14 protein-coding genes are annotated in these 17,827 nt (G+C 63.0%); 7 read left to right on the top strand and 7 right to left on the bottom strand.

All coding sequences use genetic code 11. The annotated features are described in order from the left end of the window. Positions 1-12 precede the first annotated feature (12 nt). From ACEN8E_RS08935 to ACEN8E_RS08915, 5 genes are all read right to left on the bottom strand, one after another. Positions 13-894 carry a CoA transferase subunit A gene (locus ACEN8E_RS08935; protein WP_495592291.1) on the bottom strand — a complete coding sequence of 294 codons (882 nt, stop codon included), beginning with the start codon at positions 892-894 and terminating at the stop codon, positions 13-15. 11 nt (positions 895-905) lie between these two features. After that, a complete protein-coding gene (locus ACEN8E_RS08930; protein ID WP_495592290.1) occupies positions 906-1,802 on the bottom strand; it encodes a VOC family protein in 897 nt (298 codons plus the stop codon). 265 nt (positions 1,803-2,067) lie between these two features. Further along, complete coding sequence (locus ACEN8E_RS08925) at positions 2,068-2,361, bottom strand: DUF6124 family protein (protein WP_495592289.1); 294 nt, start codon at positions 2,359-2,361, stop codon at positions 2,068-2,070. A gap of 732 nt (positions 2,362-3,093) precedes the next feature. After that, positions 3,094-4,215 (bottom strand): LLM class flavin-dependent oxidoreductase, encoded by a 1,122-nt coding sequence (locus ACEN8E_RS08920; protein WP_096510012.1) that lies wholly within the window; start codon positions 4,213-4,215, stop codon positions 3,094-3,096. Positions 4,216-4,338: 123 nt separating this feature from the next. After that, positions 4,339-5,523 (bottom strand): acyl-CoA dehydrogenase family protein, encoded by a 1,185-nt coding sequence (locus tag ACEN8E_RS08915; protein WP_495592288.1) that lies wholly within the window; start codon positions 5,521-5,523, stop codon positions 4,339-4,341. Positions 5,524-6,511: 988 nt separating this feature from the next. Between ACEN8E_RS08915 and ACEN8E_RS08910 the strand changes: the two genes are divergently transcribed. The 6 genes from ACEN8E_RS08910 to ACEN8E_RS08885 all read left to right on the top strand — a co-directional run bounded on the left by ACEN8E_RS08910 (position 6,512) and on the right by ACEN8E_RS08885 (position 13,186). Continuing rightward, on the top strand, positions 6,512-7,027 hold the full coding sequence (locus ACEN8E_RS08910; protein ID WP_085718732.1) for a flavin reductase family protein: 516 nt from the start codon (positions 6,512-6,514) through the stop codon (positions 7,025-7,027). A 9-nt stretch (positions 7,028-7,036) separates the two neighbouring features. After that, a complete protein-coding gene (locus ACEN8E_RS08905; protein WP_495592287.1) occupies positions 7,037-8,716 on the top strand; it encodes an FAD-binding protein in 1,680 nt (559 codons plus the stop codon). Then, positions 8,704-9,459 carry a glucose 1-dehydrogenase gene (locus ACEN8E_RS08900; protein WP_110963911.1) on the top strand — a complete coding sequence of 252 codons (756 nt, stop codon included), beginning with the start codon at positions 8,704-8,706 and terminating at the stop codon, positions 9,457-9,459. Before ACEN8E_RS08905 ends, ACEN8E_RS08900 begins: the two co-directional genes overlap by 13 nt. A 13-nt stretch (positions 9,460-9,472) precedes the next feature. Further along, entirely contained in the window at positions 9,473-10,555 is a 1,083-nt protein-coding gene (locus tag ACEN8E_RS08895; protein ID WP_495592286.1) for a 2Fe-2S iron-sulfur cluster-binding protein, read from the top strand. 231 nt (positions 10,556-10,786) lie between these two features. Next, positions 10,787-11,533, top strand: a complete 747-nt coding sequence (locus ACEN8E_RS08890) for an SDR family NAD(P)-dependent oxidoreductase (protein ID WP_495592285.1) — start codon at positions 10,787-10,789, stop codon at positions 11,531-11,533. A 72-nt stretch (positions 11,534-11,605) separates the two neighbouring features. Beyond that, complete coding sequence (locus tag ACEN8E_RS08885) at positions 11,606-13,186, top strand: FadD3 family acyl-CoA ligase (protein ID WP_495592284.1); 1,581 nt, start codon at positions 11,606-11,608, stop codon at positions 13,184-13,186. A 162-nt stretch (positions 13,187-13,348) separates the two neighbouring features. On the opposite strand, the gene ACEN8E_RS08880 is transcribed toward ACEN8E_RS08885, so the two are convergent. Then, on the bottom strand, positions 13,349-14,227 hold the full coding sequence (locus ACEN8E_RS08880) for an SDR family NAD(P)-dependent oxidoreductase (RefSeq protein WP_495592283.1): 879 nt from the start codon (positions 14,225-14,227) through the stop codon (positions 13,349-13,351). Continuing rightward, positions 14,224-15,966 carry an FAD-binding protein gene (locus ACEN8E_RS08875; RefSeq protein ID WP_495592282.1) on the bottom strand — a complete coding sequence of 581 codons (1,743 nt, stop codon included), beginning with the start codon at positions 15,964-15,966 and terminating at the stop codon, positions 14,224-14,226. Before ACEN8E_RS08875 ends, ACEN8E_RS08880 begins: the two co-directional genes overlap by 4 nt. Positions 15,967-16,232: 266 nt before the next feature. On the opposite strand from ACEN8E_RS08875, the gene ACEN8E_RS08870 reads away from it, so the two are divergent. After that, entirely contained in the window at positions 16,233-17,810 is a 1,578-nt protein-coding gene (locus tag ACEN8E_RS08870) for a DUF1302 domain-containing protein (protein ID WP_495592281.1), read from the top strand. Positions 17,811-17,827 lie beyond the last annotated feature (17 nt).

Raw genomic sequence — 17,827 nt, 5'->3', positions numbered from 1 at the left:
CGGAAGGTTCCCTTAGAAAATCGGCAACGGCAGTTCACGGATCGCAGCCAGGCCGCCGACCTTTTCCAGATACTGTTCGTGGGTGCAGTCGACGTAGTCGCGCACGTAGCCCTGCCAGCCATCGGCCGCCTGGACCGTGGCGTTGTAGGCCTTGAAGTGCGCGACGTCGAAACCGTACAGCGGTGCGCAGGACGACGGGTGCGCCCCGCCCGGTACGTGGGCCACGGCGGTGGTCAGGTTGCGCTCCCAGAACACTTGATGGGCGTGGGCGCTGTCCTGATGGAAGTAATCGCTGTCGACCAACTCATCGCAGGTCACGTAGCTGTGGGTCGCGGCGCGCACGAACAGGTCGTCCATGTAGTGATCCGGACCGCTGATCTGGCACACGCCGCGCTTGTCGGCACGGTCAACGTGGACCAGCGCCGCGTCGAGTTTGAGCGCCGGCATGGCGACCCAATCCTTGCCATCGGCATAGGGCGAGGCGATCAACTTGATCTGGCGGTTGTGGCGCAGCACATCGGTGCCCAGGCCCACTGCGGTGGGAATAAACGGCACGTTCATCGCCGCCGCCCGCAGACCGAGCAACAGCATGCCTTCGTCGATCTCCATCACTTCCAGCGCCGCTTCCTGGCGCGCCTTGCGGAAGTACGGCTCGAGCGGAATGAAATCCAGGGAGACAAAGGCGAACACCAGTTTCCTGATCTTGCCGGCCGCGCAGAGCATGCCGACATCGGCACCGCCGTAGGCGACCACGGTCAGGTCCTTGAGGTCCGAGCGCAGAATCTCGCGCACCAGCGCCATCGGCTTGCGCCGCGGGCCCCAGCCACCGATACCGATGGTCATGCCGTCACGCAGTTGGCCGACGATCTCGGCAGTGCTCATTTGCTTGTCCATCGTCTTGTTCCTCATTGGCGACCGACACTGAAGTCGTGGCCCCAGTGGCTGACCACGGTGCTTTCGAACGGCGTGTGGCGATCCCAGTCGACCACCAGGCCGTCGCAGCCGTACTCCAGGTCAAACCCGGACGGGGTCTTGATATAGAAAGAAATCATCTGGTCGTTGGTGTGCTGACCGAGGGTGGCCGACAGCTTCACACCGTTGGCGTGGACGCGGTCCAGGGCGCGACCGACTTCGTCCAGCGCATTGACCTCGACCATCATGTGCACGCAACCGTGGGGCATCGGGCACTCGAAAATCGCCAGCGAGTGGTGGCGGCCGTTGTTGCAGTGCAGGAAGTGGATGCGCTTTTGCGGCTCGGCCGGGTCCGGGGTGAAGCGGACTTTCATCAAGTCCGACAGGCCAAAACCCATCACCTGCTCATAGAAATCGCGACAGCGTTCGAAGGCCGGGGCCGGCAATACGACGTGGCCCATGCCGAGGTCGTTGGTGACAAAACCCTTGACGCCCACCGGCGAGATGAAACGGGCGAAGTCCTGCAACGGGCCCCAGAAGATTTCGTGGCGATTGCCGTCCGGGTCGCTGAAGTGCACCAGCTCCTGGACCTTGCGCAACTCGGCCTCGGCCGCGGTACCGCGAGTGACTTGCACATCGGCTTGCTGCAGCTCACTGACCGCCTGTTCCAGCGCCGCCTTGCCGGCCACTTCCCAGCCGCAGGCACCGAAACCGTTCCCGACACTTTTTTGCACCAGGATGCGGTAGTGGCGCTCGTCCATTTTCAGGTACAGGTGCTCGTCGTCATCGCTGCCGATGACCATCATGCCCAGTACCTGGCTTGCGTAGTGGCGCCATTGCGCCAGGTCGCTGGATAACAGGGTGACGTAACCCAGACCGCGGATATCCATGGATGCACTCCTCGTTTTTCTCAGGCGGTGCCGCCCTTCGGCGACTGCCGGGGGAGACTTTATGTAGGGCCTATTCAAACGGGTTCGGCGAGGGGCAACATCGTCCAATGGGACTAGCGAAAAACAATGCTTGCGCGCATAAAAAACCCTGTAGGAGCGAGCCTGCTCGCGATGGACGACCAGACTCCACGGGGCATCAGACAGCCCGCGTCATCGTTGACGACCATCGCGAGCAGGCTCGCTCCTACAGAGTTTTCATTTGCAGTTATTCAGGTGGGTTCAGCTGATCCAGTGCGCGGTTCACCGAGAGTTCGCCGAGCATGATGATCTGGGCGATGCCGAGCAGGAAATTGCGACTGGGGCCCTCGGTACGGTCGGCCAGGTTCAGGGTCATGACATTGGCCGAGGCCAGTGATTCGCAGGCATCGCCCAGAAGGGTTTGTGCATCGAGTTCGGCGTTGATGGAGTACATCGTGCTGGGTTTGCGCGGCATGGCGCGGATGTCGGCGAGTGAGGGGATGCGTTCGGTTTCAGGGGGACTAGGTGAAGGTTTGACCATGGTTTGGTTCTCCAAAAAATGGAGCCGTCACCGACCTGCGACTAAACAGTGGGTGGCAGCCGTACGCAGGTTAGTCGACCGGGGGAGTACCAAAACCGGCGCGCCCGAAGGCGCCCTGCGCACAGCTACCATGAAGTGCAGGCCTGAAATGACCTGACTGTCTGACTGCATTTGCGCTTTGGTACTTCCCGGGCGACTAAACCCGATCACTGATGGGCAGTGACACGAATCAAGTTACCGAGGGGGTCCAAGGCGCACAAGCCGGCGGATTCTGGCTTACCTGTAGGCAACGACGCAAGGCGTTGTAGCTTTCATCAAGTAACACTGACAGCCGTTAAACAGGCGCCATTTAAAGGCCAAATCGGTGACGCGAATTTGCGCAATAACCTGTAGGAGCGAGCCTGCTCGCGATGGTCGCCAACGATAACGCTGCAAGTCTGACACCCCGCGGCGTTCTCCGGTTTTTCGCGAGCAGGCTCGCTCCTACAAGGGGTATGCGGTGTTCAATCTTATTCGGCAGGCATAAAAAAACGGGCCTTGGGGACCCGTTGGAAAGGTGGCCTGGAATCCATACCAGACCTGAAATGCGATCAAACTGTAGGAGCGAGCCTGCTCGCGATGGTCGTCAACGATAACGCTACAAACCTGGCACCCCGCGGTGTTCTCCGGTTTTTCGCGAGCAGGCTCGCTCCTACAAGGGTGATGCGGTGTTCACGCGTTTAGCGTCAATTATCAACCCTTGCGGAAGTGCGGAATCACCTTCTCGCCAATGTTCTTCAGGGTCTCCAGCTGTGCCCACTGCGGCACGGTGCCCATCTGGCAGATGAACAGGATTTCGTCGGCGCCGGCATCGATCAGGCGCTGCACGTAGCCGATGCAATCCTCGACGGTGCCGTAGGCGTGGTTGGGGTTCATCATCGCCATGGTCGGGTCGGAGAAGTCGACGCTGACTTCTTCCGAGGCGAAGCGCGACTTGATCACGCTCTGGCCGTTGCCATCGACGAAGGTGTCGTCCTTCCACTTCTCAGGGTCCGGGCGCTCGCCACCGCCGTACCAGTAGCCCAGGGATTCCATGAAGTAGCGCTGGCCACGGATACCGATGCGGCGCGCTTCTTCGTTGTCCTCCAGCACGATGGCCGGGCACAGGGCGGCGATGTGGCGGTTGGGACGGAAGCCCACTTGCTTCTTCTCATCGCGGTTGTCGTAGGCCGTGTGATACACCTCGACCTTCTTGGCGATTTCTTCCGGGCCACCGAAGCCCAGCACCAGCGCGCCCATGCCGCGACCGCCGGCATTCTTCAGCGACTCGGTGTTGGTGCATGCAAGGTACATCGGCGGGTGCGGATCCTGGTAAGGCTTTGGATGGATTGGGCGCTTGGGGATCTGCACGAAGTCGCCGTTGTGCTCGATCTCGTCCTGCACGAACATTTTCGGGATCAGGTACATCATCTCGTCGATCTGCGGCTGCAGGGTCGCCAGGTCGTAGCCGAAGGTACCGGCTTCCTGCTGGGTGCCGCCCTTGCCCACGCCAAAGTGCACACGGCCCTTGGACAGCAGGTCGAGGGTGGCGATGCGCTCGGCGACTTTCACCGGGTGGTTCATCGCCGGCGGCAGGCAGACCACACCGTGGCCGATGCCGATACGCTCGGTTTTACCCGCCACGAAGGCCAGCATGGTTTCCGGCGCGGACATGTGCGAGTAGTTGCTCAGCGCGGTGTGCTCCACGCACCAGAACGTGTCGAAGCCAAGCTTGTCGGCCAGCACCGCCTGCTCAACGGTGTCCTGGAAAATCTTGCGGTCGCCTTCGCGGCTGGAGTCCACCGTCTGGGCTTCGTAAATCAGGGAAAATTTCATGGTTGATCCTTGTGCTTATTTGGATGCGCAGTCGGCGCCAGAGACCTGTGCCTTGCGCCCATGCTCGGGTATTGGCAGGCCGCTCGAATCACGCAAACGGACTAGCTGATTCAGCAGAAACCATCAGAGGAAAAAGTCGTTGCTGTCCTGCCCCATGCTCACGCCGCCGAGGTTCCACGCATACTTGGCCGGACTGTTGGCGACGTGGGCGCGACCGGTGTGAATATCGCGGAAGGCGCGGTTGATCGGGTGGCTGCGGAAGATCGTCGAAGCACCGCTGTTGAACATCAGGTCGCCAACGGCCTTGGCGCATTTGTCGGCCACCAGCGCCGAGTCGTAACGCATCTTCACCCGCTCGGGCATGCTCAACGGCTCGCCTTTCTGCGCGCGTTCCAGCATCAAGGCGAAATTGCGCAGCAGCACGGTCTTGCACTCATCGACGCAGACCATGGCGTTGGCCAGCGCCGATTGCGCGGCCGGGTCCTGGACCATCTTGCGACCGTCATTGACCCCGACGCGGGCGCGGTTGTGCTCGACAAACTGATCCACCGCGCCTTGCAAGGCACCGATCGCGGACGACGAAACCGCACGCACGAAAATCTGCCCGAATGGCAGGCGGAACAACGGCGCGGTGTTCACCGCGTTACCCGGACTGTTCTGCATGAATCCGTCGAACGCGCGATGGGTGCGGTACTCGGGAACGAAGGCGTTTTCCACCAGGATGTCGTGGGAGCCGGTGGCTTCCAGGCCCATGACGTTCCAGTTGTCGAGAATCTGGTAGTCGCTGCGCGGCACCAGGAACGTCCGGTAATCCGGCGCCCCGCCCGCCTCTGCCGGCGGTACCAACGCACCGAGGAACGCCCAGTCACAATGCTTGCTGCCGGAAGAAAAGCCCCAGCGTCCGCTCAACTTGAAGCCACCTTCAACCCGCTCGACCTTGCCCACCGGCATATAGGAAGACGAGATCAACACGCTTGAATCGCTACCCCAGACATCCTGCGCCGCGCGGTCGTCGAACAGCGCCAACTGCCAGTTGTGGATCGCCACTACCCCCAGCACCCAGGCCGACGACATGCAGCCCTCGGCGAGGGTCATCTGCACGTCGAAGAAATCCTTGGGCTCCAGCTCGTAACCTTCCCAACGGGCTGGTTGCAGGATGCGAAAGAATCCGGCGTCGTGGAAATCCTTCAGGGTTTCTTCGGGCAACTGGCCGGCTTGCGCGGCATTCAGGGCGCGCTCACGCAGGATAGGCACCAGCTCGCGGGCACGTTGGCTCAGACGCTGGCGAATCAGGTCTTGGTTGAGCATTTTTATTGTTCTCCTTTGTTCACCCCATCCGCCGGGGCGCGCGTGCAACGGGGCGGGTGTAGCGCCCCTACACTGGCATTCAAGCAATGCATGACAGGGCGGGCATCCCTCAAACGGACCATATGGTTTTGGGGGAACAGGTATCGGGGGCATCTGAAAGGGGGGTGTTGGCTCACAGGCTGTGTGGGTTTTTCAGGGTGTACATATCCATTTCTGCGGTCATGGCGGCTTAGGGTTCCGCCCTTACGGCGGGTTACTTGGAAGAGCGGAGCGCCGCCCGGCCCCAAGTAACCAAGGGCTCTTGCCCCTTTCGTTCGGTGCCTCGCCAAGGCTCGGCATTCCCTCGCTCCGGTCCTGCTCCGTGGGCCCGCCGCGATCGGCCATCCATGGCCGTACGCGGCTAACCCGGCATCCATGCCGGGTTACCCACTGCGCAGAACCGGAACGAAGCCTCTCGAGGGGGCAAGAAGATCAAAAGCCAAAGCGAGGCGGCCTACCGGCCGGCCTGATCACAATTGAACACGTTTCTCTGTAGGAGCGAGCTTGCTCGCGAAAAACGCCAGAACACCGCGGGCATTCAGGCAGCCCGCGTTATCGTTGACGACCATCGCGAGCAAGCTCGCTCCTACAGAAGAGAAGAGCAGGCCGAGCGTTAGCTCGCCTGCCGCTCTTGATCTTGATCCACCCGCCCCCTCGGCAGGTCGAGCGAAGCGGACCGGAGGGCAATGCCCCCGGATGAATGCCGGAGCGAAGGAACCCCGAGCCCAGGCGAGGGGCCGGACGTTCGGGGCGAGCGTTTTTTTGCTTACTTTTTTTAGGCGCTTGTAAAAAAAGTGAGTCGCCGTCAGGGCGAAACCATAAGTGGCCGTTACCGCAGAAACGGATATGTACACAGTCAACCAAGGCCTAGTCCCCTCGGACGATGTTCAAGACCAGAGCCAGAGCAAGAATCCATCGCACTCAATCCCCAACAAAAAGGCCCAGTGCGATGAACGACGCCAACCTCAAAGCCGACATGCTCCAGGCCATGCGCCGCCTGGCCAAGTCAGTCACCATTATCAGCACCAGTAACGGCTCCGAACGCTTCGCCATGGCCGCCACCGCGGTCGACTCGCTGAGCACCGAACCACCGTCGCTGCTGATCTGCGTCAACAAGACCGCCTCGCCCCACGCCGCACTGGCGACCGGCGCGGACTTCTGCGTCAACATCCTCGGCGTCGAACAACAAGACCTCGCACACCTGTGCAGCGGCGCAATCAAGGGCGAAGCGCGTTTCGACCGTGGCAACTGGCTGACCAGCCCCGGCGGCATTCCCTACCTGGGTGACGCACAATCGGCAATCCTCTGCCGCCAGGACGGCCACTTCAGCTACGGCACCCACACCGTGTTCATCGGACGCATTTTGCAGATCCACACCAGCGACGCCATCACCCCGCTGGTCTACCTCGACGGCAGCTACACCACCACCGCCAAACCCACCCCCTCCTTCGCTGTCGCCGGCTGAGGCCTGGGCATGGACGGCGTGAACGGGTTGACGGCGTTGCGAGTGAACAGCGCCGACCAGTTGCCATGGGATGACCGCTGCGATTTGCTGGTGGTCGGTTTCGGCGGCGCCGGCGCCTGTGCCTCCATCGAAGCGGCCAGCCGAGGCCTCTCGGTGCTGGCCCTGGACCGTTTCGAAGGCGGCGGCGCCACCGCACTCAGTGGTGGCGTTGTTTATGCCGGAGGAGGCACGCCGTATCAGCGCCAGGCCGGTTATGAAGACACCAGCGAAGCCATGTTCAATTACCTGCGTCAGGAAGTGGGCGAGGCTGTCAGTGGTGAAACCCTGAAGGACTTCTGCGAAGGCAGCCGCGAGCAACTGGCCTGGCTGGAGCGTCAGGGCGCAGCCTTCGAAGCCAGCGTGCCACCGCATAAAACCTCGTACCCGAGTGACCAGTACTACCTCTATTACTCCGGCAACGAAGCCGTGCCGGCCTATGCCGCCAGCGCCAAACCGGCACCCCGTGGCCACCGCACCAAAGGTCCGGGCATGTCCGGCGCCAGCCTGTTCGCCCCGCTCAAGGCCAGCGCCTTGCGTCACGGTGCACGCCTGCGCAGCCAGTGCGAAGTACGGCGGCTGGTGCTCGACCGCGACGACAAGGTCATCGGTGTCGAAGCCTGGCAGTTGCCTTCCGGCAGCCGCGCGGCCCGGCAACATGCGCGTCTGTCGCGCTGGGCCGCGGCCGTTCATATGTACGCTCCGGCGTTGGCCGATCGCTTGCGCGCCCGTCAGCGTCGCATCGAACAGACCAGCGCCATTCGCCAATTGATTCGTGCCGAACAGGCGGTGCTGTTGAGCAGCGGCGGTTTTATCTTCAATCGCGATCTGGTGCGCCAACACGCGCCGCAGTACCTGGCCGGCTTGCCGCTGGGCGCCACCGGGTGCAATGGCAGCGGCATCGCCCTGGGCCAGAGTGCCGGTGGCAGCGTGGCCCGGCTGGACAAGGTCAGCGCCTGGCGCTTCATCAACCCCCCACTGGCCTGGGCCCGCGGGCTGATCGTCAATGCCCGTGGACAGCGCTACGTCAACGAAGAAATCTACGGCGCGACCCTCGGCCACGCCATGGTCGAGGAACAGGACGGCCGGGCCATTCTGATTCTCAATCGGGCACTGGTTCGGGAAGCACTCGGTCAGGTCGGCCCGGGCAAGGTGTGGAATTTCCAGCGGCTGCCGGTGCTGCTCAACCTGCTGTTCAACGCCAAACGCAGTAACAGCCTGGCCGGGTTGGCCAAACGCTGCAACCTGCCGCCGGAGCTGCTGCGCCAGAGCGTCGAACGTTATAGCCGCGCGGCGCGGGGCGAGCTGGCGGACGAGTTCGGCAAGTCCTCGGCGATGCTCGCCAACCTCGACCAGGGTCCGTGGTACGCCCTCGACCTGTCCTTCACCAGCCGCCTGTTCCCCTGCCCGGTCATCACCCTGGGCGGGCTGAAGGTCTGCGAGGCCAGCGGGCGGGTGCTGGACCACGCCGGTCAGCCGATCCAGGGCCTGTACAGCGCCGGCCGCAACGCCGTCGGCGTTGCCTCCAACCTGTATGTCTCCGGCCTGTCCCTGGCCGATTGCATCTATTCCGGTCGCCGGGCTGCCGCCCATGTGGCCGACCAATTCGCACTTCAAACCGCACGATCAGGAGAACAACAATGCAACGTGTAGAAGGCAAAGTCTGCATCATCACCGGCGCCGCCAGCGGCATCGGTCGCGAAGACGCCCTGCTGCTGGCCCGCGAAGGCGCCAAAGTGGTGCTGACCGACCTCAATGAAGAAGCCGGTCGCCAGGTCGCCGCGGAAATCGGCGCCAATGCGCTGTTCATCCGTCACGACATCGCCAGCGAAAGCGACTGGCAACACGTGGTCAAGACCACTGTCGAACACTTCGGCCGTCTCGACGTGCTGGTCAACAACGCAGCAATCCTGGCCCTGGGCAGCATCGAAGACACCACGCTGGAACTGTGGCAGAAGGTGCAGAAGATCAACGGCGACGGCTACTTCCTCGGCTGCAAATACGCGATCCAGGCCATGAAGGAAACCGGTGGCGGCTCGATCATCAACATGTCGTCGGTCGCGGCCTTGGGCGCGATGCCGATGTTCTGCGCCTACTCGGCGTCCAAGGGCGCGGTGGCGGCGATGACCCGTTCCATTGCCCTGCACTGCAAGCAACAGGGTTATCGCATCCGTTGCAACAGCGTGCACCCGGACGGCGTGAACACGCCGATGACCCAGGCGCTGGCCGGTGGTCAGGCGATCCCGCAGGAAGCGCTGGACCAGGACCCGATGAACCGCATGGCCGCGCCACGGGACATTGCCAACGTGGTGCTGTTCCTCGCCACCGACGAGTCGCGATTCGTCAACGGTGCCGAGATCCGCGTCGACAACGCCCAACTGATCAGCGGGCTCTGAGGTCGAGGTGAACATGGGCACGCAACAACAGAACCTGAAACCGGCCGAATCAACGACGGGAAGCGTCTCATTGCAAGTGTGCGCGGTGATCGACGAGACCGCCGACGCGCGCTCGCTGGTGCTGGACGTACCGCCAACCCTGCGTGAGCGCTTTCGCTACAAACCGGGCCAGTTCCTGAGTTTTCGCGTGCCCTTGGCCGGCAAACTGTTGACCCGCTGCTATTCCATGGCCAGCTCGCCCCTCGCAGACGCGCTGCCCAAGGTCACGGTGAAACGGGTCGACGGCGGCCGGGTATCGAACTGGATGAACGAGGTGCAGGTCGGCGACTGGCTGGAAGTACTGCCACCGGCCGGGCTGTTCTGCCTGGACCCACAGGCGGACACCGAAAAGCCCCTGGTCCTGTTCGGGGGAGGCTCGGGCATCACCCCGGTGTTTTCCATTCTCAAATCGGTGCTGCACAGCAGCCGGCGGCCGATCAAGTTGATCTACGCCAACCGCGATGAAGCGTCGGTGATTTTCAAGGACGAGCTGTGCCGGTTGATCAAGGCGCATCCTGATCAACTGCACGTGGTGCACGTCCTCGATTCGGTGCAGGGTTTTCTGACGGACTCTCAGGTCCGTCACCTGCTGCGCGGATCGGCCGGCGGCGACTACTTCATCTGCGGGCCGGGTCCGTTCATGGACACCGTTGAGCGCACCCTGCTGGCATTGGGCGAGGCCGCCGACCGCATCCATGTCGAACGCTTCGTTTCACCACCGGACCCGGATGAACTGCTGGCCGAAGAAGCCCTGGCTCGCGATGCAGCGATGGGGTCGCAGTGCGAAGCGCTGATCGTCGAACTCGACGGCCAGCAACACGAAATTGCCTGCCAACCCGGCGATACCTTGCTGCAAAGCTGCAAGGCGGCGGGCCTGGACGTGCCGTCGTCCTGTGAAGAAGGCTTTTGCGGGGCGTGCATGTGCGTGGTCAAGGAAGGTGAAGTGCAGTTGGCGCGCAACGATGTCTTGACCCCGAAGGAGCTCGCCGACGGCTGGACCCTGGCCTGCCAGAGCCGCCCGACCGGGGCCAGGGTGCGCCTGAAATTCCCGGATTGAGGGTACGCGTACCTCTGTAGGAGCGAGCCTGCTCGCGATGGACGTCAACGATAACGCGCCCTGCCTGAAAGAACGCGGTGCCCAGACGTTTTTCGCGAGCAGGCTCGCTCCTACAGTTGAAATGTGCCAGACGGGAGACCTGTTGCTTAGTCCCAATGGACGATCACTCGGGCCGGGTCTGCGGTTAGACTCGGCCACAGCATTAGCCCACAACAATAAAGAGGTGCAGTTATGGCTCGTTTGCAGAATAAGGTCGCGGTGGTCACCGGCGGCGCTTCGGGGATCGGCCTGGCCTGCGTGCGCCGCTTCGCGGCCGAAGGCGCGCAAGTGGTCGGGCTGGACATCGGCAGCGCACCGGCAGACTTTCCCGGCCTGTTCATGAACCTGGACGTGCGCGACGAAGCGCAGGTGCAGCAGGTCATGCAAGAAGTCATCAGCCGCTTCGGGCGCATCGATGTACTGGTCAACGCCGCCGGCGTCGCCGACCAGGGCAGCGTGACCCAGACCACCACCGCCAACTGGCAACGGGTGATGGACATCAACCTGACCGGCAGCATGCTCACCAGCAAGTACGCGCTGGAGTCGATGGTGTCGCAACGCAGCGGCTCGATCATCAATGTCGGCTCGATCTTCGGCCTGCAAGGCTGCGACGGTAACGTGGCCTACAACGTGTCCAAGGGCGGCATCAACCAGCTGACCCGCTCGATGGCCATCGACTACGGCTACGCCAACATTCGCGTCAACGGCCTGTGCCCGGGCCTGATCGAAACGCCGATGACCAGCATGGTCCGTGACAATGACGCGTTCCACGCCTTCTTTGCCTCGCAGCACATGCTCAGCCGCTCCGGGCAACCGGAAGAAGTGGCCAACGTCGCGCTGTTCCTGGCGTCCGACGAAGCCTCCTTCGTCAGCGGCCAGATGATTGCCGTGGACGGTGGCTTCTCCGCCGGTCGCCGTTTCGCCCCGCCCGCCCAGTAACTCGCAATCCGGCCGGGCGCCCTGCCCGGCCTACTCCCTTTTCCGTACTTGTCTTCTAACCGGGGAGGCCCCATGCCGCCTGTCGCCACCGCACTGACCATCGCTCAACTGTTCGCCAACGCTGCCCAGGCCTACGGCGACCGCCCGGCCATCGAGGACGCGGGCCACAGCATCAGCTACCGACAACTCGACCAGCTGCGCCGCCAGGCGGCCCGGGCGCTGCTGGCCCTCGACGTACAGGTCGGGGACCGCGTGGCCATCTGGGCACCCAACGTCTGGGAATGGATCGTCGCCGCTGGCGCCCTGCAAAGTGTCGGCGCCGCCCTGGTGCCGCTCAACACCCGGATGAAGGGCAGCGAAGCCGGCTACATCCTGCGCGAAAGCGGCACCTGCGTGCTGTTTGCCATCGGCGAATTCCTCGGCGCGGACTACCCCGGCATGCTCGCGTCGGAAGACCTGCCTGAGCTGCGCCACATCGTCAGCCTGCGCGGCGCCAATGCGGGCACCCTGGCGTGGGAGCGCTTTATGGACCTGGCGACCGACGTGCCGCAACTGGCCTTGCGCACCCGCGAACAAAGCGTTGGCCCGCAGGCCTTGTCCGACGTGCTGTTTACCTCGGGCACCACCGGCAAGCCCAAAGGCGTGATGACCAGCCACGGCCAGAACCTGCGCATCGTGCGTGACTGGAGCGATATCGTCGGCTTGCGCGAGAGCGATCGCTACCTGATCGTCAACCCGTTCTTCCATTCCTTCGGCTACAAGGCCGGCTGGCTGGCAGCGCTGATGCGCGGCTGCACCCTCCTGCCGCAGCAGGTGTTCGACGTGCAGGCCGTGCTCGAATGCGTGCAGCGTGAACGCATCACCGTGTTGCCCGGGCCACCGACGCTGTATCAATCGTTGCTGGCCCATCCGCAACGCAACGAATTCGACCTGAGCTCCTTGCGCGTGGCGGTGACCGGGGCGGCGGCGATTCCAGTGGAAATGATCCACCGCATGCGCGACGAACTCGGGTTCGCCACCATCGTCACCGCGTATGGCCTGACGGAAGTCTGCGGTTTCGCCACGATCTGCCGCTCCGGCGACTCGGCAGAACTCGTCGCCAACACCAGTGGCCGGGCAATGCCGGGGGTGCAAGTGCGCTGTGTCGGCAGCAGCGGTCGCAGCCAGCCGGCCAACATCCCCGGAGAAGTACAGATCCGCGGCTACAACCTGATGCAGGGTTATCTCAACAACCCCGAAGCCAGCCAGGAAATACTCGACGCCGACGGCTGGCTGCACACCGGCGACATCGGCATGCTCGACGAACAGGGTTACCTGCGCATCACCGACCGCCTCAAGGACATGTTCATCACCGGTGGTTTCAACGTGTACCCGGCGGAGATCGAACAGTGCCTGCTGACCTATCCGGGCGTGGCCCAGGCAGCGGTGATCGGTATTCCCGATGAGCGCATGGGTGAGGTGGCGATGGCATTCCTGCTGCCCGCGCCGGGAGTGGAGATCGAACAGGCGCGGTTCCTCGCCTGGTGCCGTGAGCAGATGGCCAACTACAAGGTTCCGCGCCGGGTGCAGGTGTTGCAGAGCATGCCGATCAATGCGGCGGGCAAAGTGACCAAGAATGTGTTGCGCGAGTGGGCACTGCAGCCAGCCGACTAAACGCAATCCCACTGTAGGAGCGAGGGTGTACACAAATTTCCTACCCGACAGCGTTCAACTGTAGGAGCGAGCCCGCTCGCGATGGTGTGTCAGTCGACGCCAATGCAACTGATAGACCATCGCGAGCAGGCTCGCTCCTACAGGGTTTTGTGTTTTAGCGACCTAGACCACCCGCGCCGGATGCTGCTGGCGCGGGTCGCCGAGCATGGCGCGGTGGGACGGAGGCTGACGGCCTTCGGCTTCGCTGATGCCGTAGCCGGGGGCGATTTCGGCGGTGATCAGGGTCTGCCCGGATAACGCCATCAACTGCGGATCATTGAGCAAGGCATGAATCACCCGTCCGTTGAATTGCGGGGTTTCCGCGTGGGCCAGAAACGCCTGGTACTGCTCGCCATGCTGTTCGCCGGCAATCTTCGTGCGTTCGGTCAGTTGCGGGCCGAGCCACAGCGACAGCGCCGCCACGCCCTGCCCTTCGAAATCGATCGCCATGTCGGCCGCCAGCTTGTCGACTCCGGCCTTTTGCGCGCCGTACGCCGGGCCGTGCATGTAGCAGCCGGCACCGAATGACGAAGTGAAGCAAATCAGGCCTTGAGCACTTTTCAGCAACAGCGGCGCGGCGTAATAGCTGGCGATGTAGGCCGAGCGCAGACCGACGTCGAGAATGCGCACCAGCTCCAGCGGCTTGGCCCAGAACGGTCCCGGCTCGATCAACTGGTCATGGATGAACGCGGCGTTGTTCACCAGCAAGTCCAGATGCCCGCACTCATCTTCCACACGGGTAAACAGCGCGCGAACCTGCGCGTCGTCGGCGTGGTCACAGACCACCGCGATCCCGCGTCCACCGGCGGCGGTAATCGCCGCAGCGGTGTCCTCCAGCGAACCGCACAAGGCGTGCCCGTACAAGTTCGACCCGCCCTGCGCCGGCGCACGGCCGGTGACATACACCGTCATGCCCGCCGCCCCCAGGGCCAGGGCAATGCCCTGCCCCACTCCGCGACTGGCGCCGGTGACTACGGCTATCTGTGAACGCTGGCTGTTCATTCAACACTCCCGAACAAGGTTTTCGCTGAAGCGGTTTCGCTCTGGCGCTTGATGTGATTGGCCGCCAGGTAACCAAAGGTCATGGCCGGGCCGATGGTCGAACCGGCGCCCGGATAGGTGCGGCCCATCATCGAAGCGGCGCTGTTGCCGATGGCGTACAGGCCGTTGATCGCTTGCCCGTCCTCGTGCAACACACGGGCGTGCACGTCGGTCAGCAGGCCCCCTTTGGTGCCGATGTCGCCGGCGTCGATGCGCACGGCGTAGAACGGCCCCTTGAGCAACGGTGCCAGGCACGGATTGGGTTGCACGTTCGGGTCGCCGTAATAGCGGTCGAACAGTGATTCGCCCTTGTGGAAATCCTCATCGACGCCCTGCACGGCCATGCCGTTGAAACGCTGCACGGTACGCACCAGGCCCGCGCCGTCGACGCCGATTTTCGTCGCCAGCTCTTCCAGGCTCGACGCCTTGTGGAAGTAGTCGCGCAGGTGCTCGGGCAATTGCCAATCGCGCTGGGCATAACCTGGCAGCAAGGCGCCACACGGATACTTGCGCCGGAACTCGGCGTCGAACACCATCCAGCACGGTACGCTCGCGGCGCCTTCGCGGTTGTTGGCGTACATCGCATAAACGATATCGGTATAGGGTGCAGCTTCGTTGACGAAACGCTCTCCCGCCGCGTTGACCATCACGCACCCGGGCAAGGTTCGTTCGACAAACAGCGCCCGTTGCTTTTCTTCGCCCTTGACGTAAGTGGTCGGCGCCCACCAGCTGTGTTCCATCAACGCGGTCCGCGCACCGATGGCCTGGCCGGCGCGAATGCCATCGCCGGTATTGTTGGGCGGCGTGGCACTCCAGTTGGCCTGGGACGGCTGTGGCAAGTACTGCTCGCGCATCGCCTGATTGCGCTCGAAACCACCGGCGGCGATGATCACCCCGTAGCGCGCCTTGACGTTGAGCAACTGACCGTTGCGATTGACCCGCGCCCCACCGACCCGGTCGCCGACCAGTAGCAGTTCTTCCAGCGCACAGTTGAGCCACAGCGATTTGCCGCGATCCTGCAACGAACAGCGCAAGGCACCGATCAAGGCATTGCCCAGGGTCAGGTAACGGTCGCGGCGGGACAAGCGTCGCCCCTCGCGGTCACGCCAGTAGCGCCACATCACCCGCAGGGTCAGGCGCAACCAGCCGGGGCCACGGCACAGCAGCACTTGCGCTTCTTTCATGGTCATCGCCATGCGCCCCATCATCAGGGTGCCGGGGGACGGCGCGCGCATGCGTAAAAATTCTTCGCCCAGTTCGGCGGCGTCAAACGGTTGCGGATCCATCGAGCGATAGCCCGGTTTGCCGCCCTCGACTTCCGGGTAGTAATCGGCGTAACGCGGTTGCGCCTCGAAGCGCACGCGGGTGTGTTGTTCCAGGTACTCGACCATCTCCCGACCGTGCTCGACATAGGCTTCGATGCGCCCGTCGTCGATCTCGCCGTGGGTCACCGCACGGATATAGGCGATCGCTTCGGCCGCCGAATCACTGCCGCCGATCGCATGGATCCGGTGGTTGTTGGGGATCCAGATGCCGCCACCGGATACCGCCGACGTGCCGCCGTATTCGCCGCTCTTCTCGATCAGCAGCGCATTCAGGCCCAGGTCATGGGCGCGCAGCGCAGCGGTCATGCCCCCGGCTCCCGAGCCAATCACCAACACATCACAGCACTCGTCCCATTTGATCCCGGCAGCGTTCATGCGATCACCCTTGTTCAGCGCCCATCAGGCAGAAACCGCCACCGCCGGATCTTCGCCCGGTGCAGTCGGTCTCGGGATTGTTCGCCGCGCGCGCCCGGTGTTCATCGTCCGATGGGACTAAGGCGAACAGCGCAACCACCCCCTGCAAATCGCGTAGTCCGCTTGGACGATGTTGCGCGCAAGTCGTGACTCCATAGTCGCCCACAGCACCAATCACCCCCCTGAAATGCAGGTCGGGCAGGTCTGACCTGGGCCATGAGGACGACATGATAAAAACAATAATCGCCCCACCAACACAGCACCCTCGCGTACAGCTGGCCTTGCTGTTGCTGGCTGGCGGATTAAGCGCTCACGTTAACGCCATGAGCTTTCAGCCAAGCGAAGACTTGAGCATCGACTGGGACACCACACTGACCTACAGCCTCGCCTGGCGGACCGAGTCTCGCGATCACAAACTGACGGCCAATGCCAACGGCAACGACGGCGACAACGCGTTCGACAAGGGCAGCCTGATCAACAACCGCAGCGGCTTTCTCACCGAAGCCAACATCAAGTGGCAAGACGATTACGGCGTGTTCGTCCGGGCGACGGGTTTCTACGACAACGTTTACGATCATGACAACGACAACACCACCGGCACCTCGAACTGCTTTGCCGGCGGCCATTGCAGCCAGCCAGACCGTTTCTCCCAGGACACCATCGACCAGCATCGCAATGAATTGCGCATGCTCGATTACTACGCCTATGGCACCTGGGACGTGAGCGGCCACGCCCTCAACGCGCGCCTGGGTAACCAGGTGGTGAGCTGGGGCGAGAGCCTGTTCTACCCGGGCATTTCCGCGGCCCAAAGCCCGGTGGATGCGACCAAGGCGACCACCCCGGGTGTCGAGGTCAAGGAAATCCTGCTGCCGGTCGGCCAACTGTTCACCCAGTTCGCCCTGACCGAAAGCCTGGGTATCCAGGCCTACTACCAATACAAGTGGGAAAAGACCGAGCTATTCGGCGTGGGTAGCTACTTCTCCACCACCGACTTCATCGATGAGGGCGGCTTCAACGACGCCTCCGGTTTCGTCACCCGCCTCAAGGACGACAAGCCGAGCGACAGCGGCCAGTACGGTCTGGCCTTCACCTACGCCGCCGAGTCGCTGAACAACACCGAGTTCGGCATCTACTACTCGCGTTATCACGACAAGACCCCGTCGCTGGACTTCGCCTCGACCCTGGGCCGCTACCAGGTGCGCTACTTCGACAACATCGACCTGTTCGGTGCGAGCTTCGCCACCGTGCTGGGCGACGTCAGCTGGGCCGGTGAAGTCAGCTACCGCGACGGTACGCCGGTGATGGTCAACAACGGCTTCTCAAGCCCTGTGCGTGGCAAGACCATGCAGGCGCAAACGTCGATGATCTACGTGCTCGGCCCGACGTCCTTCGCCGACAACACCACCCTGACCGGCGAGCTGGTCTACAACACCGTGATCAGCAACGACAAGTCGCAGCCGGTCGCCCTGGCGCCAGGCTTCGCGCTGCCGGGCACCGACAGCCTGGTCTATGACCGCGATGCCTGGGGCTACACGGTGCAGGCGAACTTTGACTACAACGACGTGTTCAGCGGATGGGACATGTCGGTTCCTGTCACCTTCAGCGCCGCCGCCCACGGTGACAGTTCGATGGTCGGTTCGATCAACGCCGGCCAGAACGATAACCGCGCCAGCATCGGCAGCTCGTGGCGTTACCTCGGCAACTTCACCGTCGAGGCGCGCTACAACGCCTACCTCGGCAACGCCAATAACAGCCCGCTGGCCGACCGCGACAACGTCGCGCTCAATTTCAAGTACCGGTTCTGATTCCCCAATCGGAGGAG

The sequence above is a fragment of the Pseudomonas sp. Pseusp9 genome (genome assembly GCF_059491265.1).
Note: the sequence above shows the minus strand (reverse complement) of the source record. Positions and strands in the feature narration are given on the sequence as shown.